General features: G+C 69.9%; 22 protein-coding genes and 1 riboswitch. Of the genes, 12 read left to right on the top strand and 10 right to left on the bottom strand.

Features of this window, described 5'->3' with window-relative positions:
• Positions 1-179: 179 nt before the first annotated feature.
• Positions 180-1,259, bottom strand: a complete 1,080-nt coding sequence (gene hisC, locus ACIQVL_RS16400) for a histidinol-phosphate transaminase (protein ID WP_403475612.1) — start codon at positions 1,257-1,259, stop codon at positions 180-182.
• Positions 1,260-1,729: 470 nt separating this feature from the next.
• Here hisC and ACIQVL_RS16405 point away from each other — a divergent pair, with 470 nt between their 5' ends.
• The 3 genes from ACIQVL_RS16405 (at position 1,730) to ACIQVL_RS16415 (ending at position 5,234) form a co-directional block, all read left to right on the top strand.
• The gene (locus tag ACIQVL_RS16405; RefSeq protein ID WP_403428426.1) at positions 1,730-2,842 is read left to right on the top strand and encodes a LacI family DNA-binding transcriptional regulator; all 1,113 of its coding nucleotides are present in this window, start codon (positions 1,730-1,732) and stop codon (positions 2,840-2,842) included.
• Positions 2,843-3,094: 252 nt separating this feature from the next.
• The gene (locus ACIQVL_RS16410) at positions 3,095-4,180 is read left to right on the top strand and encodes a metallophosphoesterase (protein WP_403428428.1); all 1,086 of its coding nucleotides are present in this window, start codon (positions 3,095-3,097) and stop codon (positions 4,178-4,180) included.
• 181 nt (positions 4,181-4,361) lie between these two features.
• On the top strand, positions 4,362-5,234 hold the full coding sequence (locus ACIQVL_RS16415) for a hypothetical protein (protein WP_403475613.1): 873 nt from the start codon (positions 4,362-4,364) through the stop codon (positions 5,232-5,234).
• 91 nt (positions 5,235-5,325) lie between these two features.
• Here the strand turns inward: ACIQVL_RS16415 and thiC are convergent, their stop codons facing one another.
• Entirely contained in the window at positions 5,326-7,128 is a 1,803-nt protein-coding gene (gene thiC / locus ACIQVL_RS16420) for a phosphomethylpyrimidine synthase ThiC (RefSeq protein ID WP_403428433.1), read from the bottom strand.
• A riboswitch (TPP riboswitch) is annotated at positions 7,121-7,298 on the bottom strand. Its footprint overlaps the gene before it by 8 nt.
• A 71-nt stretch (positions 7,299-7,369) precedes the next feature.
• Between thiC and ACIQVL_RS16425 the strand changes: the two genes are divergently transcribed.
• Positions 7,370-8,974 carry a YibE/F family protein gene (locus ACIQVL_RS16425; RefSeq protein ID WP_403475614.1) on the top strand — a complete coding sequence of 535 codons (1,605 nt, stop codon included), beginning with the start codon at positions 7,370-7,372 and terminating at the stop codon, positions 8,972-8,974.
• Between the two features lie 180 nt (positions 8,975-9,154).
• Here the strand turns inward: ACIQVL_RS16425 and ACIQVL_RS16430 are convergent, their stop codons facing one another.
• The 4 genes from ACIQVL_RS16430 to ACIQVL_RS16445 all read right to left on the bottom strand — a co-directional run bounded on the left by ACIQVL_RS16430 (position 9,155) and on the right by ACIQVL_RS16445 (position 11,386).
• Positions 9,155-9,592 (bottom strand): SsgA family sporulation/cell division regulator, encoded by a 438-nt coding sequence (locus tag ACIQVL_RS16430; protein ID WP_093500910.1) that lies wholly within the window; start codon positions 9,590-9,592, stop codon positions 9,155-9,157.
• Positions 9,593-9,690: 98 nt separating this feature from the next.
• Entirely contained in the window at positions 9,691-10,557 is an 867-nt protein-coding gene (locus ACIQVL_RS16435) for an IclR family transcriptional regulator (protein ID WP_403428437.1), read from the bottom strand.
• A 133-nt stretch (positions 10,558-10,690) separates the two neighbouring features.
• Complete coding sequence (locus ACIQVL_RS16440; protein WP_089100495.1) at positions 10,691-10,903, bottom strand: DUF5326 family protein; 213 nt, start codon at positions 10,901-10,903, stop codon at positions 10,691-10,693.
• Positions 10,904-11,068: 165 nt separating this feature from the next.
• Positions 11,069-11,386: a cupin domain-containing protein gene (locus ACIQVL_RS16445; protein WP_089100494.1), complete on the bottom strand. Its 318-nt coding sequence runs from the start codon at positions 11,384-11,386 to the stop codon at positions 11,069-11,071.
• A gap of 59 nt (positions 11,387-11,445) precedes the next feature.
• Between ACIQVL_RS16445 and ACIQVL_RS16450 the strand changes: the two genes are divergently transcribed.
• From ACIQVL_RS16450 to ACIQVL_RS16470, 5 genes are all read left to right on the top strand, one after another.
• Positions 11,446-11,823 carry a phage holin family protein gene (locus tag ACIQVL_RS16450; protein WP_351956854.1) on the top strand — a complete coding sequence of 126 codons (378 nt, stop codon included), beginning with the start codon at positions 11,446-11,448 and terminating at the stop codon, positions 11,821-11,823.
• A gap of 7 nt (positions 11,824-11,830) precedes the next feature.
• Positions 11,831-12,322 carry a low molecular weight protein-tyrosine-phosphatase gene (locus ACIQVL_RS16455; RefSeq protein WP_403428441.1) on the top strand — a complete coding sequence of 164 codons (492 nt, stop codon included), beginning with the start codon at positions 11,831-11,833 and terminating at the stop codon, positions 12,320-12,322.
• Positions 12,319-13,449: a cystathionine gamma-lyase gene (locus ACIQVL_RS16460; RefSeq protein ID WP_403475615.1), complete on the top strand. Its 1,131-nt coding sequence runs from the start codon at positions 12,319-12,321 to the stop codon at positions 13,447-13,449. The genes ACIQVL_RS16455 and ACIQVL_RS16460 overlap by 4 nt, the downstream gene beginning before the upstream one ends.
• Positions 13,450-13,678: 229 nt before the next feature.
• The gene (locus tag ACIQVL_RS16465; RefSeq protein WP_403428444.1) at positions 13,679-14,584 is read left to right on the top strand and encodes a LysR family transcriptional regulator; all 906 of its coding nucleotides are present in this window, start codon (positions 13,679-13,681) and stop codon (positions 14,582-14,584) included.
• Positions 14,585-14,670: 86 nt separating this feature from the next.
• The gene (locus ACIQVL_RS16470; protein ID WP_093500896.1) at positions 14,671-15,153 is read left to right on the top strand and encodes an NUDIX domain-containing protein; all 483 of its coding nucleotides are present in this window, start codon (positions 14,671-14,673) and stop codon (positions 15,151-15,153) included.
• Positions 15,154-15,157: 4 nt separating this feature from the next.
• On the opposite strand, the gene ACIQVL_RS16475 is transcribed toward ACIQVL_RS16470, so the two are convergent.
• Together ACIQVL_RS16475 and ACIQVL_RS16480 are read right to left on the bottom strand one after the other, a co-directional pair.
• On the bottom strand, positions 15,158-16,615 hold the full coding sequence (locus ACIQVL_RS16475; RefSeq protein ID WP_403428446.1) for a globin domain-containing protein: 1,458 nt from the start codon (positions 16,613-16,615) through the stop codon (positions 15,158-15,160).
• 307 nt (positions 16,616-16,922) lie between these two features.
• Entirely contained in the window at positions 16,923-17,555 is a 633-nt protein-coding gene (locus ACIQVL_RS16480) for an HAD family hydrolase (RefSeq protein WP_403475616.1), read from the bottom strand.
• 191 nt (positions 17,556-17,746) lie between these two features.
• Between ACIQVL_RS16480 and ACIQVL_RS16485 the strand changes: the two genes are divergently transcribed.
• A complete protein-coding gene (locus ACIQVL_RS16485) occupies positions 17,747-18,613 on the top strand; it encodes a GNAT family N-acetyltransferase (RefSeq protein WP_403428450.1) in 867 nt (288 codons plus the stop codon).
• A 70-nt stretch (positions 18,614-18,683) separates the two neighbouring features.
• Here ACIQVL_RS16485 and ACIQVL_RS16490 read toward each other — a convergent pair whose 3' ends face one another.
• Both ACIQVL_RS16490 and ACIQVL_RS16495 read right to left on the bottom strand, forming a co-directional pair.
• Complete coding sequence (locus tag ACIQVL_RS16490; RefSeq protein WP_403428451.1) at positions 18,684-19,103, bottom strand: heme-binding protein; 420 nt, start codon at positions 19,101-19,103, stop codon at positions 18,684-18,686.
• 45 nt (positions 19,104-19,148) lie between these two features.
• The gene (locus ACIQVL_RS16495) at positions 19,149-20,357 is read right to left on the bottom strand and encodes an MFS transporter (protein WP_403475617.1); all 1,209 of its coding nucleotides are present in this window, start codon (positions 20,355-20,357) and stop codon (positions 19,149-19,151) included.
• A gap of 142 nt (positions 20,358-20,499) precedes the next feature.
• On the opposite strand from ACIQVL_RS16495, the gene ACIQVL_RS16500 reads away from it, so the two are divergent.
• Together ACIQVL_RS16500 and ACIQVL_RS16505 are read left to right on the top strand one after the other, a co-directional pair.
• Positions 20,500-20,958, top strand: a complete 459-nt coding sequence (locus ACIQVL_RS16500; RefSeq protein ID WP_403428456.1) for a MarR family winged helix-turn-helix transcriptional regulator — start codon at positions 20,500-20,502, stop codon at positions 20,956-20,958.
• A gap of 9 nt (positions 20,959-20,967) precedes the next feature.
• The gene (locus ACIQVL_RS16505) at positions 20,968-21,420 is read left to right on the top strand and encodes a GNAT family N-acetyltransferase (RefSeq protein WP_403428458.1); all 453 of its coding nucleotides are present in this window, start codon (positions 20,968-20,970) and stop codon (positions 21,418-21,420) included.
• The last annotated feature ends 131 nt before the right edge of the window (positions 21,421-21,551 follow it).

Below are 21,551 nucleotides of genomic sequence, written 5' to 3' on the forward strand. Positions count from 1 at the left end.
CATTCACATTCACAAGCCATTATGGCGCACTCAGTCTCGAACATCGAAGGGGGGTCGCACTTGAGCCGTCCGGCCCCTCCGGAACGCGCGAACGGGGCCGCTCGGCCCTCATCCCGGCCGTGCGACCCCGCACACCTGACACCCTTCGGCCGAGGCAACCTCCCTGCGGCCCGCGGACGCTACAGCTCCTTGCGGAACGCCTCCGTCACCTTCAGGAAGATGTCGTTCGCCTCGGTCTCACCGATCGTCACCCGCACCCCCTCGCCCGGGAACGGCCGGACGACCACACCGTGCTCCTCGCAGAGCTGTGCGAAGGCGGTCGTACGCTCCCCCAGCCGCAGCCACACGAAGTTGGCCTGGGTCTCGGGCACCGTCCAGCCCTGGCCACGCAGCCCCTCGACCACGCGCTGCCGCTCGCACACCAGCGAGCCGACCCGGCCCAGCAGCTCGTCCTCGGCCCGCAGCGAGGCGATCGCCGCCTCCTGGGCGAGCTGGCTCACACCGAAGGGAACCGCGGTCTTGCGCAGCGCCGCGGCCACCGGCTCGTGCGCGATCGCGAAGCCGACGCGCAGCCCGGCGAGGCCGTACGCCTTGGAGAAGGTCCGCAGCACACAGACGTTCGGCCGCTCACGGTAGATCTCGACGCCGTCGGGGACCTCGGGATCGCGGATGAACTCCCGGTAGGCCTCGTCCAGGACCACCAGCACGTCGCTCGGCACCCGGTCCAGGAACCGCTCCAGCTCGGCCCGCTTCACGACCGTACCGGTCGGGTTGTTGGGGTTGCAGACGAAGATCAGGCGGGTGCGGTCGGTGATGGCGTCGGCCATCGCGTCCAGGTCGTGCACATCGCCGGGAGTGAGCGGTACCTGGACCGACCGGGCACCGCTGATCTGCGTGATGATCGGATAAGCCTCGAAGGACCGCCACGCGTAGATCACCTCGTCACCGGGCCCACTGGTGGCCTGGACCAGCTGCTGGGCGACACCGACCGACCCGGTACCGGTGGCCAGGTGCCCGAGCGGCACGCCGAAGCAGTCCGAGAGCTCGTTCACCAGCCCGGTGCACGCCAGGTCCGGGTAGCGGTTGAAGGAGGCGGCGGCCGCGGTGACGGACGCCATCACGCCGGGCAGCGGGGGGTAGGGGTTCTCGTTGGAGGAGAGCTTGTACGCGACCGGGCCGCCGGCCGCCGCCGGCTTGCCCGGCTTGTAGGTGGGGATACCCTCCAGCTCGGCGCGCAGCTTGGGGCTCGTCTCGCTCACCGCAGTCCTCCTCGCGACCACCGGCGGACCGTCCACGCCGCCGGCATCCAATACTGCTCACCTTATGAGGATTCGGCGCCGCCGCGTACAGGGGAAGAGGGCGCGAGGATCCGGACCGGCGCGGCGGCGGACGGGCGAGGAGCCGCAACGGCCAGCCTCATCCGTACCACCGGCATCACGGGCATCACCGCACGAAGGCGCATTTATCGGGGGCGCGCCCTACATATATCTACGCGCCGGTGGCTCGCGCCGTAGCGCGCATCACCCGTGCAGGTGAGTTGAGACCTCTTCGAAACATCGGGCACTTGGCAGGCCCATCCGTGCCGACAAGTCACGTCTTACCATTGGATCGTTCAACTGACTTTCTTTCTAAGGCAGTTGACCCACATTGACCTTGCAGAAACGTGCCTGTCAACGCGTGCATATGCGTCCGCACTACCCCACCGCATGAGCCCTACTATCGGCTCGCCATGACAGCAGCAGGGAAGCACCAGGTGAGCCGCGCGGAAACCTCTCGGCGAGGCAGCCGGCCGGGCCGGGCGGGCATCAGAGACGTGGCCGCCGCCGCCGGAGTCTCCATCACGACCGTCTCCGACGCCCTGAACGGCAAGGGGCGACTGCCGGACGCCACCCGCCGCCATGTCAGAGAGGTCGCCGACCGGCTGGGGTACCGCCCCTCGGCCGCGGCCCGCACCCTCCGTACCGGCAAGTCGGGACTCATCGGCCTTACCGTGACGACGTACGGGGATGAACCTTTCACCTTCACCGAGTTCGCGTACTTCGCCGAGATGGCGCGGGCCGCCACCTCGGCCGCGCTCGCCCGTGGCTACGCCCTCGTCATCCTGCCCGCCACCTCACGGCACGACGTGTGGTCGAACGTCGCCCTGGACGGCACGGTCGTCATCGACCCCTCCGACCAGGACCCGGTGGTCAGCGAACTGGTCCGGCAGGGCCTGCCGGTGGTCTCCGACGGCCGCCCGGCCGGCGCGCTCCCGGTCACCGCCTGGGTGGACAACGACCACGAGGCCGCCGTACTCGGCATCCTCGACCATCTCGCCGACGCCGGCGCCCGCCGGATCGGCCTGCTCACGGGCACCACGACGGACACGTACACGCACCTGTCGACCACCGCCTACCTGCGCTGGTGCGAGCGCGTCGGCCAGGACCCGGTCTACGAGGCCTACCCGGCCCACGACCCGTGCGCGGGCGCCGTCGCCGCCGACCGGCTGCTGGCCCGGCCGGACCGCCCCGACGCCGTCTACGGACTGTTCGACCCCAACGGCACCGACCTGCTCGCCGCCGCCCGCCGCTACGGACTGCGCGTCCCCGACGACCTGCTCCTGGTGTGCTGCAGCGAGTCGACCGTGTACGCCAACACCGAGCCGCCCATCACCACGCTCTCCCTGAAGCCGCGCCGCATCGGCACGGCGGTGGTGCAGCTGCTCATCGACGCGATCGAGGGGGTCGAGTCGGACCAGCCGGTCGAGCAGGTGATACCGACCGAACTGATCGTGCGCACCTCCTCCCAGCGACGCACCCAGCGCACCACGGTCAGCCCGCCGCGGGCACCGGAGGAGGAGTAGCACGGACACGCGAACGGGGCGGCACGGCTGCCGGGCGTCGTCGGACGGCGGCCGGCAGCCGAACCCCGGGTGGTCGAACCCCTGCCCAACCGGGGCGAAAGCCACCCTGAACTGGAGTCCTGCCCGGATTCACCACCCCTGGGTCATCACACGGCGCGACGGGCATTCCTATGATGGGCCCACGACACCGCGGGCCGCTGCGACCAGGCAGTCCGAAGCGGTGCAGATGCGGCGCGATGGTGGAGGGGTCTGATGACTCAGGGGGCCGGTCAGGGACCCGAGGCGGAGCGGACGGCGACGTTGCGCGACTTCCGGGTGCCCGGGTACGTCAACGAGACCGGTCCGTACGCCGCCAGCATCCACCCCGGCGACGTCGCCCCGCCCCTCGACGACATGTACCCCGAGGGGTATCCGGACGGGTACACGCCCACCCAGCGCGACCTGCCGGTCATCAATCGCGGCGACACGCTCCAGACGTCCGTCGAACCGGCCGCCGCGGCCGCGCAGCCCGCGGACGAGCCCGGCCCGCTGTACGTCGTCGGTGACGTGCACGGCTACTTCGACGAACTGCTCGCCGCGCTGCGGGAGCAGGGCCTGATCGACGCGGACGGGCACTGGTGCGCGGGCGTCGCCCGGCTCTGGTTCCTCGGCGACTTCACCGACCGGGGCCCGGACGGTATCGGCGTCATCGACCTGGTGATGCGGCTGTCCGCCGAGGCGGCGGCGGCCGGCGGCTACTGCAAGGCCCTCATGGGCAACCACGAGCTGCTGCTGCTCGGCGCCAAGCGGTTCGGCGACACCCCCGTCAACTCCGGCGCGGGCACCGCCACCTTCCAGGCGGCCTGGCTGCTCAACGGCGGGCAGAAGACCGACATGGACCGACTCCAGGACCACCACCTGCAGTGGATGGCCCGGCTGGACGCCGTCGAGGAGGTCGACGGCTATCTGCTGGTGCACTCCGACACCACCGCCTACCTCGACTACGGCGACTCGATCGAGGCGGTCAACGACACGGTCCGCGAGACCATCACGCGTAACGACGCGGACGAGGTGTGGGACCTCTTCCGCAAGTTCACCAAGCGCTTCTCCTTCCGCGACGAGGGGGGTGCAGACGCCGTCCGTTCCCTTCTCGATACGTACGGCGGTACCCGCATCGTTCACGGACACAGCCCGATTCCCTATCTGCTGGGCGAAGTCGGCTCCGAGGAGGGCGAAGAGGGCACCGGTCCCGTTGTGGACGGACCGCACGTCTACGCCGACGGGCTCGCCATCGCCATGGACGGCGGCGTGACCATGGCCGGAAAGCTGCTGGTGAGGCAACTCCCGCTCAACACCTGAGCATTAACCGCGCGGTTTCATCCCTCCGACGTCACACACGGGCAACCCTCAATTTCCGGCAACCCCCTGTCACCGCGTGCCGTAACGGCTCTACCATCGGTTTATCCGTAGCAGGCTCCCCTCCGTTTCTGCCCGACGGCTCGCCGGCGTGCGAGCCACCAGCCCTACGGAGCATCGGGGGATGCACATGAACAGCGTTCCGCAGCACCTGCACAGCGAGGACCGCCAGGAATACGAGCGGATCCTCGACGAGGCGCTGCGCTCCGCCCCTTACCGTCCCGAACTGGCCGGTATAGGTCAGCACTTGAACACCGAGCAGCTGCGCACCATGGCGCTCAACGCCACCGCACTGATCACGGCGGCCGCGGCGACCGAGTACCAGCACTATGTGAAGGTCCGCGAGGAACTGCGCAATCCGGCGCGGTCCACCCCGGCCGCCGTCCAGGACTCCGGCTCCGCAGAGCCGGGCGCGGGCGGCGCGCTGGGGCTCGCCACCACTCTCGGCGAGGCCGCCGAGACCACCACCGGCGCGGGAGGCTTCGCCCTCGCCCTGGTCCTGGCGCCGGTGCTCGCCGGCACCGCCGCCGCGATCTTCCTGCTCGTCGGATACGTCCTGAAGATGCTGGACCCGGCCCCGGCGTTCGCCCAGACCATGCTCACCGCGGGCTGGGTGTTCGGCGTCGTGACCGCGGCCGCCATCATCATGGCCGGCGCGGGGCTGCTGCTCACCGCACTGCGCAACAGCCCCTCGCTGGAGGCCGGAGCCTACGGCGAACCCGGCGGGGAGGTGGCCAAGGCCCGGGAGGCCTGGCGGGACGCCGTGCTGGAGCGGGGCATCCTGCCCTTCCTGCGGGAAGCGCTGGCCGCCGACTCCGGCACGGCCGGACTGCGCCGCACCGCCCCGTCGGGCCCGGCGGGCCGGATGCCGCGTCTCGGTTACGACCGCCCCGGCTTCAGCACCGACGACGGCGCCGCACCCGCCCCCCGCCCGAGCTTCACCAGCCCGGACTACACCAGCCCGGACTTCGGAGGCCCGGAACACCAGCCGGAATAACCCGGCTTGCGCCCCCGCCCAGGGGGCGCAGGCCGGACACCCGGCCCACACGAACCCGCTTCCCGAACCTCGTCACACACCCGGCCCGCCATCACTCCGCGATCGGCAGATACACCCGGTTCCCCGCGGCCGCGAACTCCTTGGACTTCTGCGCCATACCCGCCTCGACCTCAGCCTGACTGCCGCCGTGTTCACGGCGGATGTCCTGCGAGATCTTCATCGAGCAGAACTTCGGCCCGCACATCGAGCAGAAGTGAGCCGTCTTCGCCGGCTCCGCCGGAAGCGTCTCGTCGTGGAACTCGCGGGCCGTGTCCGGGTCCAGGGCGAGGTTGAACTGGTCCTCCCACCGGAACTCGAAACGGGCGTCGGACAACGCGTCGTCCCACTCCTGCGCGCCCGGGTGGCCCTTGGCGAGGTCGGCCGCGTGGGCTGCGATCTTGTAGGTGATGACGCCGGTCTTGACGTCGTCCCGGTTGGGCAGGCCCAGGTGCTCCTTGGGCGTGACGTAGCAGAGCATCGCCGTGCCCCACCAGGCGATCATCGCGGCACCGATGCCGGAGGTGATGTGGTCGTAGGCCGGCGCGACGTCCGTGGTCAGCGGGCCGAGCGTATAGAACGGAGCTTCATCGCAGATCTCCTGCTGAAGGTCGATGTTCTCCTTGATCTTGTGCATCGGGACATGGCCCGGGCCTTCGATCATGGTCTGAACATGGAAACGCCTGGCGATCCGGTTGAGTTCCCCGAGCGTGCGCAACTCCGCGAACTGGGCCTCGTCGTTGGCGTCCGCGATGGAACCCGGGCGCAGCCCGTCACCCAGCGAGTACGTGACGTCGTAGGCGGCGAGGATCTCGCAGAGTTCCTCGAAGTTCTCGTACAGGAACGACTCCTTGTGGTGCGCGAGGCACCAGGCAGCCATGATCGAGCCGCCGCGCGAGACGATGCCGGTCTTGCGGTTGGCGGTGAGCGGCACATACGGCAGGCGCACGCCCGCGTGGACGGTCATGTAGTCCACGCCCTGCTCGGCCTGTTCGATCACCGTGTCCTTGTAGATCTCCCAGGTCAGTTCCTCGGCCCTGCCGTCGACCTTCTCCAGCGCCTGGTAGAGCGGCACCGTGCCGATGGGGACGGGGGAGTTGCGCAGCACCCACTCGCGGGTGGTGTGGATGTTGCGGCCGGTGGAGAGGTCCATGACCGTGTCGGCGCCCCAGCGGGTCGCCCAGGTCATCTTCTCGACCTCCTCCTCGATGGAGGAGGTCACCGCGGAGTTGCCGATGTTGGCGTTGACCTTCACCAGGAACCGCTTGCCGATGATCATCGGCTCGATCTCCGGGTGGTTGACGTTGGCGGGCAGTACGGCCCTGCCCGCCGCGATCTCCTCGCGGACCACCTCGGGAGCGACGTTCTCGCGGATGGCCACATACTCCATCTCCGGGGTGATCTCGCCCCGGCGGGCGTAGGCGAGTTGCGTCACCGCCTCGCCTCCCCGGCTGCGGCGCGGCTGGCGCGGGCGGCCCGGGAAGACCGCGTCCAGGTTGCGCAGACCCCCTCGCGGCGAGGTGTGCTTGATCCCGTCGTCCTCGGGACGGACTGGCCGGCCCGCGTACTCCTCGGTGTCGCCGCGGGCGACGATCCAGTTCTCCCGCAGTGGCGGCAGACCCCTGCGGACGTCGGTCTCGACGAGCGGATCGGTGTACGGGCCCGAGGTGTCGTAGAGCGTGACCGACTGCCCGTTGGTGAGATGCACCTGACGGACCGGCACCCGCAGGTCGGGGCGGGAGCCCTCGACATACCCCTTGTGCCAGCCGATGGACTTCCCGGCCTCCGGGGACGTTTCACCCGCAATGGGCTGTTCGTCCTGGCTGAAGGCAGGCGTGCGTGCGTCCTTGTTGGTCATGAGACCTACTCCCTACGCCGGCATTACCCGGTAACAGGTTCGGCGGTCGACGCAGCGGCTTCCGTCGGGCGGCGTTCCATGTGAAACATCACTCGTTCCACGTGAAACATCGCGAATACGGAGGTCAGCGCCCTCTCAGCCCGGTGCTCCGAGCTCCCGCGTGTGCAAAGGTGCCTCCACGCTAGCGTCAATTCGGGCGCGGTGAACAGAGGGCCCCTACCGTTCTTGCGATGATCGGGCGGTGACCTCGACACAGCAGCACCCCTATCCGCCCCCCGACCCGCGGCGCGGCAACGGCGCCCCGCAGGGTGGCGGACCCGGCCACGGGGGCCTTGGTGCCGGTGACGGACACATCCACGGGCAGGGCGAGCAGTACGACCGCGGGCAGCCCCTCGGCAACGCCCACCATCACGACAACGGCCATGCCCACGGCCACGGCGAGGCCCAGCACCGCTCGTCCCACGGCCAGGCTGACGGCCATTCGCCCGCGTCCGGCCCCGACCAGGGCGGCTCCGGGTCAGATGGCGGTCACGGCCACTCGCACGGGCACAGTCACAGCCACGGTCCCGCCGCACCGGTCTCCAAGCACCTGCGGAAGGTCATCGCGGCGATCCTCATCCCCTTCACCGCCGCGGTCGTGGTCGGCCTGGTGGTGCTGTGGCCCGGCGGCGCCCCGCCGCACGAGCGCACGGGTGTCGGCTTCGACCGCCAGACGCAGGCGGCGACGGTCACCAAGGTCGTCTCGGTCAGCTGCAAGTCGGTCAACGCCTCCGGGGGCGGCTCGACCGGCGACGCCTCGACCTCCGACGGCACCTCCTCGACGGAGGAGGGCGGCACCTGCAAGAAGGCCACGGTCCGGGTCGACACCGGCAAGGACAAGGGCCGTACCTTCACCGAGATCGTGCAGCCCGACCAGTCGCGGCAGTTGCACGAGGGCGAGCAGGTCGTGGCCGCGTACGAGCCCTCCGCGCCCAAGGACCTGCAGTACTCGGTCACCGACGTGAACCGGAAGTTCCCGATGGCGCTGCTGGCCGGGATCTTCGCGCTCGCCGTCGTGGTGGTGGGCCGGCTGCGCGGTGTGATGGCGCTGGTCGCGCTGGCCGTCAGCTTCCTGGTGCTGACCATGTTCATCCTGCCGGGGATCCTGCAGGGCTCGAATCCGCTGCTGATGGCGGTGGTCGGGTCGAGCGCCATCATGCTGATCGCCCTGTACATCTGCCACGGCCTGTCGGCCCGGACCTCGGTGGCGGTGCTCGGCACGCTCGTCTCGCTGTGCCTGATCGGGCTGCTCGGTTCGGAGTTCATCGACTGGGCCGCGCTCACCGGCAACACCGACGACAACACCGGCCTGATCCACGGCCTGTATCCGTCGATCGACATGAGCGGCCTGCTGCTGGCCGGTGTCATCATCGGTTCGCTGGGTGTCCTGGACGACGTGACGGTGACCCAGACCTCGGCCGTCTGGGAACTGCACGAGGCCAACCCGACGATGGGCTGGCGCGGGCTGTACCGTGCGGGCATCCGCATCGGCCGCGACCACATCGCCTCCGTCGTCAACACCCTCGTGCTGGCCTACGCGGGTGCCGCGCTGCCCCTGTTGCTGCTCTTCTCGATCGCGCAGAGCAGTGTGGTCACGGTCGCCAACAGCGAGCTGGTGGCCGAGGAGATCGTGCGCACCCTGGTCGGTTCGATCGGCCTGGTCGCCTCGGTGCCGGTCACCACGCTGCTCGCGGCCCTGGTGGTGTCGGCCGACCGGCCGGGCACCGGGAGGGCCGTGTCCGCGGAGGCCGCACCGGCCGGACCGGCTGCGGCGCGCGGTGGGCGGGGGCGCCGGCGGAAGCGGTGAGGTGCGGTGGACGGCCCGGGAGAAGGCCGTCCACGAGGTGGGGGCGCGAGCCGTGCACCGGCGCGGTCGGGGAAGAGTTCCGGCAAGGTCCGCGCAGGAGCGCCCGTGGACACGCAGAAGCGTTCCTGCGTGTCCTCACGCGGCTCGGACGAGCGGCGCGCGGCTCCGTGCCGTAACGCTTCAGCCAGTGCTTGGCTCCTCGGCCAGGATGCGGTCCAGAGCCTCGTCGAGGTGGGCGTCGAAGTCGGCGAGCGAACCCTCCTGGCCAAGCGGCACCAGCTTGTCCGTGCGGTCCAGGAAGGCCACCAGCGGAGGCGCGGAGGACCGGAACACCGCCTGGTCGCCGCCGACCTGAAGCCGGATCAGCACCTCGCCCAGCACCTCGGAATCGGCGGGCGCGATGTGCACATCGCCCTCCCCGCACGGCCGCCCCACCCCGTCGATCAGCAACTCCCGGCCGAAGGCCCAGGTCACCGGAGCGTCCCCGGGCAGATGGAAGGTGAGCCGGACGGCATAGGGATCACAGGTCTCGTAGCGCAACTCCACAGGGATGCGGAAGGAGAGCTCCTCCGAGACGAGAAAGCTCATCATGACTTCTGCTTGTACGGACTCGCGCATTGCCTACCCCGTCATATGACACCGACTGGCCGGGATTTATCCCTTGATGGTGGTCAAATCTTGCTGAAAGTACACGGGAGATCACAAGGAGTGAGTTTTCAGATACTGATAGCGATCGCCAGGGACCCCAGATGCCGGCCCACTTCGGCCTGCAACTGCTGGACGGCGGGCAGCAGCCGGTCGGCCTGGTGGAGAGGGAGGGAAATGGCGATCGTGGCGGCCGTGGTGCCGACGGTGAGGGGGATCGCCGCGCACACCGTCCCCAGCGTGTACTCCTGGCGCTCCACCACCGGCTCCATCCGCCGCGCGCGCTCCAGCCGGCGCAGCAGCGTCTGGTCGTCACGGACCGTGTACGGGGTGAGGTGGCGGACGGGATAGCGGCGGAGATGATCGCGCCGGACGTCCTGGTCCAGCTGGGAGAGGAGACACTGGCCGACGGCGTGGGCGTGCCCGGTCTCGCGGAAGCCGGCCCACTCCTCGACCGCAGGGATGGCCGGGGAGTCGGAGACGCTCATGACCTCGATCTCGCCGTCCCGGTACATGGCGTAGTACACCGGGACACCGATCGAATCCCGCCAGTGGGCGAGGGTGTCGACGACAGCGCTGCGACGTTTCTGCTGCGCTCCGCTGCTGCTCAGCCGCTCCGCTGCCTCACCGAGGAAGAACAGCCCCTTGTCGCGGCGCAGATAGCCCTCGTGGACCAGGGTGCGCAGCAGGTGGTACGCGGTGGGCAGGGCAAGGCCCGTCTCGCGGGCGAGTTGTTTGGCGGGTGCGCCGTGTTCGTGTCCGGCGACGCACTCCAGCAGGCGCATCGCACGCTGCACGGAGCCGATGAGGGTGGCCGATTGCGGCTGTGCGGAGTCGGCCGGGGAGGCCGGCCGCTGCACCGGAGGCGTACCGGAACTGCGTTGGGTCGGGGGCGGGGGGTGTTCCGTGGGTGCGGAGGTGGCGTCAAGCGTGGCCAAGGGTCACTCCCGGAGCGCGAGGGGGTCAGCGACTCTAACCGTCCGCCGCCGCTCCCGGTCGGCCCCTGCGGGAAACTTCCCTCCCCCGAGGGAACCGGTGATTCCTGTTACCGGTCACCGATTCCCACGGTCCTCACCAGTCGCTCTTCGACGAGGAGTTCGACATGAACTTCCGCACGATGTAGATCAGTCCGCCGACCAGCGCCACGAAGATCAGCAGCTTGAAGAGGAGGAAGACCACCCAGCTGATCACGGCCGTGATCAGACCGCCGAACACCACCAGCGCGATGACCGGCACCGCGATCCACTTCACCCACCACGGCAGACCCGTGAAGATCTCTCGCATTGCCCTGTCCTCCGCCTTCTCGTGCGTTCCGGCACGTACGGTCTCGTGCGTCCCGCACGATGCGATGTCCTGCACCCGATGCTAGAGCCGCGAAGGGGTCGTGCGGGGGCCCTGGACCCCTTGTCCTCCCCTGACCCGTCCCCTAGGGAACCCCGAGGCCCGGGGTCAGGCCTCGGGCGGAGAGAAGACGACCAGAACCCGCAGATCCTCGCTGATGTGATGGAACTTGTGGGCCACCCCGGCCGGCACGTACACCACGCTGCCCCGCGCCACCTGAGTGGTCTCCATGCCGACCGTGATCGCGGCACGGCCGCTGACGACGAAGTAGACCTCGTCCTGGTTGTGCGGCTGCTGCGGGTCGTGCGAGCCGGCGTCGAGGGCGTAGAGGCCGACCGACATGTTCCGCTCCCGCAGGAACTGCAGGTAGGCCCCGTCGTTGGCGGCGCGCTCCGCCTCCAGTTCGTCCAGCCGGAATGCCTTCATCGCCTTCGTCGCCCTCGCCCCACTGCTCGTATCCGATCTCTTCTGCCACGATCAGACACATGAAGAATTTCGTAGTCAAGACGATCGCCAACGCGGGCGCCCTGGCGGTCGCCGTATGGCTGCTCGACAAGATCACCCTGACCGGCGACAGCACCACCAAGAAGGTCTGGACGCTGATCCTGGTCGCCCTGGTCTTCGGCCTGGTCAACTTCCTGGTCAAGCCGATCGTGAAGATCCTGACCTTCCCGCTGTTCATCCTCACTCTCGGCCTGATCACCCTGGTGGTCAACGCGCTGATGCTGCTGCTGACGTCGTGGGTGTGCGACAAGCTCGACCTGAGCTTCCACGTGGAGGGTTTCTGGACGGCCGTCCTCGGCGGTCTGATCATCTCGGTCGTGTCCTGGGCCCTCAACATGATCCTTCCCGACACGGACTGAGCTCCCGATGACCTACCGCGTCTGTTTCGTCTGCACCGGCAACATCTGCCGCTCCCCGATGGCCGAATCCGTCTTCCGTGCCCGCACGGCCGAGGCCGGGCTCGACGACCGCGTCGAGACCGACAGCGCCGGCACCGGCGGCTGGCACGAGGGCGACGGCGCCGACCCGCGCACCGTCCGCGTCCTCGAGGAGCACGGCTACGACGGCGAGCACACCGCCCGCCAGTTCCAGGCGTCCTGGTTCGGCCGCCTCGACCTCGTGATCGCCCTCGACTCCGGACACCTCAAGTCCCTGCGCCGCCTGGCTCCCACCGAGGAGGACGCGCGCAAGGTGCGGCTGCTGCGCTCGTACGACCCGGCCGCCGGTGACGACCTGGACGTACCGGATCCGTACTACGGCGCTCTGGACGGCTTCGAGGAGTGTCTTGAGATGGTGGAGGCGGCGAGCGCGGGCCTGCTCGCCGCGGTTCGGGCCGAAGTGGAGGGATCGGCGGCATGAGCGAGGCAGCCATGGGCGAGGGCACGCGCGCGGTACGCGCGGGGCTGCCCGAGCCGGTCAAGAACGAGCCGACCCTGCCCGGGCCGGTCTTCGCCGCGCACTTCCATCTCCCCGGCGAGGTGAGCGGGCCGTACGCCTACGGCCGTGACGAGAACCCGACCTGGACCCATCTGGAGCGGGCCATCGGCGAGTTGGAGGCACCGGGCGAGGACGTGGAGACGCTGGTGTTCGCCTCCGGCGTGGCGGCCATCGGGGCGGTGCTCTTCTCCCAGCTGCGCGCCGGTGACACGGTCGTCCTGCCCTCCGACGGCTACCAGGTGCTGCCCCTGGTCCGCGCCCAGCTGGAGGCGTACGGCATCGAGGTGCGCACCGCGCCGACCGCCGGCGACGCCCAGCTCGACGTCCTGGACGGCGCGAAGCTGCTGCTGATCGAGTCGCCGTGCAACCCCGGGCTCGACGTCTGCGACATCCGGCGGCTCGCCGAGGCGGCACACGCGCGGGGCGCTCTGGTCGCCGTCGACAACACCCTCGCCACCCCGCTCGGCCAGCGGCCGCTGGCGCTGGGCGCCGACTTCTCCGTGGCCAGTGGCACCAAACAGCTCACCGGTCACGGGGACGTCCTGCTGGGGTACGTCGCCGGGCGGGACGCGGCGGCCATGGCCGCCGTACGCCGCTGGCGGAAGATCATCGGGGCGATCTCCGGGCCCATGGAAGCCTGGCTGGCCCATCGCTCCCTCGCCACCCTCCAGTTGCGGGTGGACCGGCAGAACGCGACCGCCCTGCTGCTCGCGGAGGCGCTGCGCGAGCGGCCCGAGGTGACCGCCCTGCGCTATCCGGGGCTGTCCGACGACCCCGCGCACAAGATCGCCTCGCAGCAGATGCGGCGCTACGGCTCGGTGCTCTCCTTCACGCTGCCCACGCGCGCGCGTGCCGAGCGCTTTCTCGAGTCCCTGCGGCTGGTCGACGATGCGACGAGCTTCGGAGGGGTGCGTTCCACGGCCGAGCGGCGGCGGCGCTGGGGCGGGGACGACGTACCGGACGGCTTCGTCCGGCTCTCGGTCGGGGCCGAGGATCCCGAAGATCTCGTGGCCGATGTGCTGCGCGCGCTCGACGAGTCGGACCGGTGACCGGATTACGGACGCCACCACGGGTCCGGCTACGCATAACGGACGGTCCGAGCCTCCCCCCTCGTGGCTCGGACCGTCCCGGTTCTCGCGCGCCAAGAACCGCGCGACCAAGGCTAGTTGACTCTGCGTCAGTGTCCAATCACTGTAGCGACAGAGACCTATCGACTTATTTATAGTTGAGGCTTGCCCGAGGGCCGGAAAAAGGGCAGGCAGAACGGGAGGGCGTGCGATGGATCTGGCCTTGCTGCGCACCTTCGTCACTGTGCACCGGGCCGGCTCCTTCACCCGCGCCGCCGCCCTGCTCGGTCTCTCGCAGCCGGCCGTGACCTCCCAGATCCGAACCCTGGAACGCCAACTGGGCCGACCGCTCTTCCTGCGCCAGGCCCGCGGGGTGACCCCCACGACGATCGGCGACGAACTCGCCCACAAGGCCGCCCCGCATCTCGACGCCCTCGTGGAAATAGCGGAACGCGGTCTCGACGACGACTCCTCGGTGCGTACCCTGCACCTCGCCGGCCCGCCCGAGTTCACGGCCGAGCGCGCCCTTCCCGCTCTCGCGGAACTCGCCGGTGACGACGGCCTGGGCTTCGCACTGCGTGCCTCGTTCGGAAACGCCGAGGAGACGCTGGAGGGGCTGTCCGCCGGCCACCATGACCTGGCCATCAGCACGGTCCGGCCGCGCGGCGCCCTGTTCACCGCCGCCGCGCTCTGCGACGAGGAGCATGTACTGGTCGCCGCTCCGCGCTGGGCCGAGGAGATCGGCGCCGACGCGGTACGCGGCATGGGCGCGGCTGCCCTGGAGAGCCTTCCGGTCGTCGAGGTCCACGAGTCACTGCCGTTCGTCTCGCGCTACTGGGGCTCGGTCTTCGACACGCGTCCGGCCGCCTCGGGCACGGTCGTGGTGCCGGATCTGCGGGCGGTCCTCGCCTGTGCGGTCGCGGGGGCCGGCCTCGCCGTGCTGCCCCGCTATCTGTGCACGGCCGCCCTGGAACGCGGCGAGGTCGTGGCACTGCACGATCCTGCGGTACCCCCGCTTCGGACGTACTTCCTCGTGGTGCGCACCGGCACGCTCGCCATGCCGCATGTGGCACGGGCGCACGAGTGGCTGCAGCACGCGTCCGCGGACTGGGCCTGAGGTCGTTCTGCGGGATCGACGCACTGCGGCCGCACAGTGGCGCTTCGCGATGTTTCACGTGGAACCAGCTGGGCCACATTTCTCCCATGACCGTCCGACCCGTGGTCAAGCGCACCGCCCGTGCCGTTCTCCTGGACGGCGACGACCTGATCCTGATCAAGCGCACCAAGCCCGGTGTCGATCCCTACTGGGTTACGCCTGGTGGCGGGGTCGAACCGGAGGACACCACCGTCGTCGACGCCCTGCACCGCGAGGTGGACGAGGAGCTCGGTGCCAAGATCACCGACGTCGTGCCCTGCTTCGTGGACACCGTGGAGCACATCGGTGACAGCGGCAGCACGACCGGTGTGAAGGTGCAGCACTTCTTCGTCTGCCGGTTGGAGTCGATGGACCCGGCCCTGCGGCACGGCCCCGAAGTCGACGAGCCCGCCGGCGAGTACGAGATCGTCCGCGTGCCCTTCACCCGTGTCGGGATCGCCTCCGTCCATCTCGTACCGCTGTCGCTGCGGCACTACCTGGACGGCAACATCGAGGGCGTGCGGGCCATGCACGCTCCCGATCTCGGATGACGGGTCAGTCGCCGGCGACGACCAGTTCCTCGACCGAGTCGTGCCGGATGCGGTGTGCGGGGATGCCGGCGGCCCGTAGCGCGGTGATCCCGTTGCGGATCATGCCGGGCGGGCCGGACAGATAGGCGTCGTACTCGGTCCACGGGCCGTATCCGCGGATGGCGTCGGGGAGCTGGAGGTGCGCCCGCTGGTCGACGACCGCGCGGACCGTGAGCCAGGTATGGATCTGCTGGAGCCGGAGCAGGGTGTCGATGTCGTACAGGTCGTGGTCGGTACGGGCGCCGTAGAACACCTCGACCGGGCGGCGCGAGCCGCGTTCGGCGAGGTCCTCGACCATCGCCTTGACGGGTGCGATGCCGGTGCCGCCGCCCAGGCAGAGCAGTCCGTTGTCCCGCGTGTGGTCGACGGTCATCGAACCACCGGCCGGGCCGAGGCGGACGACGTCACCGGGGCGGGCGCGGTGCACCAGGGAGTTGGAGACCCAGCCTGCCGGGACGGCCTTCACATGGAAGGTGAGCAGGCCGTCCGAACGGGGCGCCGAGGCGAAGGAGTAGTGCCGCCACACCCGCGGCCACCAGGGCGTCTCCAGGCTCGCGTACTGCCCGGCGAGGAAGGGGTACGGCTGGTCCGGACGGAGCGTGAGCACCGCGACGTCGGCGGTCCTGAGCTCATGGGTGACGACCTCCGCGTGCCACCACGCAGGGGCGCGCAGTTCGTCCCTGGCCGCGGCGTCGATCATCACCTGGGACATCGTCGTGTACGCCCGCACCCAGGCCGCCTCCGTCTCGCGGTCCCAGATGCCCGTGGCGTACTTGCTCAGTGCGCCGATGAGGCATTCGCCGACGGCGGGATAGTGCTCGGGCCGGGTGCCGTACTTGCGGTGGCCACGGCCCAGATTCTGGAGGTACTCGACCAGGACGGGCGGGTTGTCGATGTGCTCGGCCGCGGTGAGCAGTGCCTTCAGCAGCCGGTCCCGCTGGGTGTCCATGGCGGCCGGGAACAGCGAACGCAATTCGGGGTGGCGGACGAAGAGCAGTGCGTAGAAGTACGAGGTGACCTTGTCGGCTACCGGACCGATCTCGGCCATGGTGCCGCGGATACGGATCGCGTCCGGGGAGGCGTCCTGCGGCTGCTGCGCCTCGCGCTGCGGCGGGACGCGCTGACCGAAAGATCCCGGTGCCGGGTGCCCGTGCGCGGGAGCGAAGGGGCCGGATGCCGCATGCTGTCCGGCCGACGGCGGCTCAGCGGCTCCCTGACGGCCCGCCGGCTCCGCCGTCGGCCGTATTCGCTCCCAGGGCTCCGCGGGCGCGAGAGGGCGGCTCTGGGGCTGTTCCTGCCCGCCTCCCGGCGCCGCGGCCGGAGGACCGGTGGACGGATCGACCGCGGGCCTGTCGTGAGGCGTGAACCAGTTGCCTCCGCCGGCCCCGTCGTTGCCCGCCGACGTGGTGGTCGGAGCGTCCATGGTGTGCCCTCGCCTCGAACATCTTGCGGTCGGTCTGCACACTTCTCTCGGAAGGTGCCTGCTTTCCCCCGATGACGGCTAGCTCTCCCCGGTCGGGCCCGGTGGCCGACACGACCACATTCAACCCGCGATTCCCCCGTGTACGGACAAGTAAGGCGAGAGTGTGACATGGGCCGCAATCACTCCCGCAGGGAGCGTCCGGCCCCGGACGTTAACCGGAGTCGACCCTACCGGCCGTCGCCGCGCACACAAGTCCCCCCTGTCTCCCCCGTGAAACCGGCAACGGGCGAACCATCGGTTCCCTCAATTACCGGGCGCCGCACGCCAATTCATAGGCATCCCACAGATCCCGTCCCGTGTAGGAGTACGTCGCCAGTCCGGCGAGATGTCCGTCCGCGTTGACCGCCACGGACACCGGAACCACGCCGAACAAGTCCCTGTCCGACATCGAGTCGCCGTAGGCGACACAGTCCGCCCGACCGACCCCGAACCGCTCGCACAGGCGGTCCGCGATCGTCACCTTGGCCGCGGCCGTGAGGACGCCCGCCGGGTCGACCGGTTCGGCGAACGGCACCGCCGGGAAGCGGGATCCGAGGGCCGCGTGGGCTCCCCAGCCCAGCAGGCGTTCCACGAAGAACGAAGGCGAGAGCGAGACCACCGCGCAGTAGTCCCCCGTTTCCCTGATCTCGGCCCAGACGTCCTGGATACGGGCCAGCCACGGCGCCCCGTCGAACGCCGCCGCCACATGGGCATCGGTCAGCTCGGCCCAGAGGGTGTACACCCGCGCCGCGTACTCCGTCGGGTCTATCCGCCCCGCCGCAATCGCCCGGTCGAGTTCGGCGGTCTCTGCTTCCAGGCCGAGCTGACGGGATATCTCGACGGGTGCGGTGGTGCCGTGCAGCAACGTGCCGTCGAGATCGAAGAGGTGAAGTCTCGCCATGGGGCCGAGGCTAACGGGCGGCCTCAAGAGCTCCTTGGTACGGCGACGCCTGGGGGCCATACGACGCCGTTCCACGTGAAACATCCCGCGCCCGTCCAGGCTGAGCCACGTACTACGGCATGGCCAAAAGCACGTGTGTCCGACATGAAACGGGTGGACGCCGGGGGTGTCGGTCGGCAAGCCTGGCCTGCGTGTCAACTCCTTCCGACGGTCCTCTGCCCATCCGCCGACTGACGCCACGCGATCTGGGCGCCTGCGCCGACCTGTCCGAGGATCGGGGGTGGCCCCGTGAGGAACACAAGTGGCGCTTGCTCCTCACGGCCGGGAAGGGATACGGCATCGACGACCCCGACGGGGGCCTGGTCGCCGCCTGTGTCATCACGGAGTACGGCCCGGGGGAACGCCCGCATCTCGGCGCGGTCGGCATGGTCCTGGTCGCCGAACGGCACGCCCGCCAGGGCATCGGGCGACGGCTCATGCGGCACATCGTCTCGGTGATGGGAACGACTCCGCTGACCCTGTACGCGACGCCGTACGGCCGACCGCTCTACGAGGAGCTGGGATTCAAGGTCACGGGACGTTCGGAGATGCTCCGCGGGCCCTTCACGCCGGACGGGGCCGAGCCGCGGGTGGCGACCCGGGCGGCCACCGCCGAGGATCTCGGTTCCATCCTCCGGCTGGACGAGGAGGTGTTCGGCGCCGACCGCACCCCGCTCATCACGCGGCTGACCGCCTTCTCCGACCTGCTGCGGGTCGCCGTGGACGACGGGCGGATCGTCGGGTACGCGGCCGCCTGGCCCAACATGGACACCCATGTCGTCGGACCGCTGATCGCCCGGGACACGGAGACGGCGAAGTCCCTGATCTCCTCGCTCGCCGCCCGTACCGACCGCCCGCTCCGCACCGACATCGACGTCCGGCACGAGGAGCTGCTGGCCTGGGCAAAGGCTCGCGGGCTGGTCTCCGTCGCCGAGAACTCGGTGATGACCTACGGGATCACGGAGTTGCCGGGGGACTGGACACGGCGGTTCGCGCCACTGACGGTTGCGGCGGGCTGAGCCGCCTTCGACCACGGTGGACGAAGGCTCCCCCGGGGGGAGCCTTCGTCCACTGCCGAGCGAGGTGCTGTCAGGCGAGTGCGGCCACGGCGGCGGAGGCGAAGCCGTGGTCCTGGCCGGGCGCACCGCCGCCGACACCGATCGCGCCGATGAGCCGGCCGTCACGCTGGACGGGGACGCCGCCCGCGATGAACAGCAGCGGCCTGTCGAGCGCCGTGGGCAGGGTGTGGAAGAGACCGCCAGGCTGCACGGCGTCGACGAGGTCGGCGGTGGGCGTGTTCAGCTGGAGTGCCGTGTAGGCCTTGCGGGTGCTGGTCTCGCCCGAGATCAGCACGGCGCGGTCGTCCCGGCGGAAGGCGAGCAGATGGCCCCCGGCATCCAGGACGGTGACGCTGACGGTGATCCCGGCGGCCTCGGCGGCACGGCTGGCCTCGGTGATCAGGAATTCGGCGTCCTGGATGGTCAGGGGGGCGGCGGTGGTGGTGCTCATGGTTCTCCTTGGTTGGTGCTGACGTGCGGTGAGAGATGCGTGCGGTCAGTGGTTGACCGGCGCCCGCTGTTCTGCGGGCGTGCCGTCGGTGACCACCGCGCCGGGGACGCTGTCGCGGCGCTCCAGCGCGGCCGACAGGAAGGCGAGGACGAGGGCGGCCGCAGCGAGGGCGGCGCCGACCCAGTTGGGGGAGGTGTAGCCGAAGCCCGCGGCGATCACCATGCCGCCGAGCCAGGCGGACAGGGCGTTGCCGAGGTTGAAGGCGCCGATGTTCACGGCCGAGGCCAGGGTCGGAGCGCCGTGTGCCTGGTCCAGGACGCGCTTCTGGAGCGGCGGGACGGTGGCGAAGCCCAGGGCGCCGATCAGGGCCACGGTCACGGCGGCCGCGATCTTGCTGTGCGCGGTGAACGTGAAGAGGGCGAGGACGACGGCCAGGGCACCCAGGGACACGTACAGCATGGGCATCAGGGCTCGGTCGGCGAACTTTCCGCCCACCAGGTTGCCGCCGACCATGCCGAGGCCGAAGAGGACCAGCAGCCAGGTGACGGAGCCGTCGGCGAAGCCGGTGACATGGGTCATCATCGGCGCGATGTAGGTGATGGCCGCGAAGACCCCGCCGAAGCCGAGGACCGTCATCGCCATGGCGAGCAGGACCTGGGTGTTCTTGAAGGCGGCCAGCTCGTGCCGCAGGTGCACGCCCTGCGGCTTGGGCAGTTCGGGAACCAGCTTGGCGATGCCGACCAGGCCGACGACGCCGAGCGCGGCGATGATCCCGAAGGTGACGCGCCAGCCGGCGTGCTGCCCCACGAGGGTGCCCAGCGGGACGCCGATGACGTTGGCGACGGTGAGGCCGGTGAACATCATCGCGATGGCCCCTGCCTTCTTGCTCGGGGCGACCAGTTCGGCCGCCACTACCGAGCCGATGCCGAAGAAGGCGCCGTGGGCGAGGGAGGCGACCACCCGGCCGATCAGCATGACGGCGAAGACGGGTGCCACGGCGGTGAGCAGGTTGCCGGCGATGAAGAAGCCCATCAGCAGCATCAGCATCCGCTTGCGGGGAACCTTCGTGCCCAGCACGGTCATCAGCGGGGCGCCGATGACGACGCCGAGCGCATAGCCGGTGACGAGCAGGCCGGCGGTCGGGATGGAGACCCCGAAGTCACCCGCGACCTCGGGCAGCAAGCCCATGATCCCGAATTCGGTCGTTCCGATTCCGAAGGCCCCGATCGCGAGGGCCAGTAGCGCGAGAGGCATGGAGGTACGACCTTCCCAGACGATTGCAGGTGCGCTTTGCGTGCGTTCACAATAGTTGCAGACGCGGGATATATGCAAGCGAGGGATATTGCGGGCCTGCTCTATCCTGGGTTCAGCCGCTCCGGTACGGAGGAAAACGCCAATGACAGCGACGGACCCCGCGCTCACCGCCCTCGCCCAGGGCTGGTGCGCTCTCTCCCTGCTCCACGGCAGGATCGAGGCGCACATCGAGCGCGCCCTTCAGGCCAAGCACGATCTGAGCGTGCGCGAGTACTCCCTGCTCGACGTGCTCAGCCGGCAGCACGACGGCGAAGGGGGCCATCTGCAGATGAAGCAGGTGGCCGACGCGGTCGTGCTCAGCCAGAGCGCCACCACCCGACTGGTCACGCGCCTGGAGGACCGCGGTCTTCTGGAGCGCTACCTCTGCCCGACCGACCGGCGTGGCATCTACACCAACGTCACCGAGGCAGGCCTACAACTGCTGGAAGAGGCCCGCCCCACCAACGACACAGCCCTGCGCGAGGCGCTCGACGAGGCGGCCAGGAATCCGGAACTGGCTCCCCTGGTCCGGGCCGTGGAGGCGCTGCACGTGCCCGCTTAGGCTGTCGGTATGGGAGACCTTGACATACGTACCGCGGTCGCCGACGACGTCCCGGCCATCGTCGGCATGCTCGCCGACGACCCACTGGGTGCCCGGCGAGAGACGCCGGACGACCTGGCGCCCTATCTGAGCGCCCTGGAACGGCTCAGCGCCGATCCCAACCAGCAGTTGGTCGTCGCCGTCCGCGAAGGCCGCGTCGTCGGCACGCTCCAGCTCACGATCATCCCTGGACTGTCGAGGCGGGGCGCCACCCGGTCGATCATCGAGAGCGTGCGCATCCACGCCGACGAACGCGGCAGCGGACTGGGCACCCGGTTCATCGAGTGGGCTATCGACGAATCCCGCCGCCAGGGCTGTCAGCTGGTCCAGTTGACCTCGGACACGTCACGGGTCGACGCCCATCGCTTCTACGAGCGGCTCGGTTTCACCGCCTCTCACACAGGCTTCAAGCTCGAGATCTGAACCACGACGGCTCACAGCCGGGCTGAGCGGGTGGGCGGGGGCGGTGTTTCACGTGAAACACCCCCCCCCCCCCCCCCCCCCCCAGCCCCACCCCCCCCCCCCCCCCCGGGGGCCCCCCCCCGGCCCCCAAC

It is taken from the genome of Streptomyces sp. NPDC090499 (assembly GCF_044769305.1).
In the GTDB taxonomy this organism is placed as follows: Bacteria; Actinomycetota; Actinomycetes; order Streptomycetales; family Streptomycetaceae; genus Streptomyces.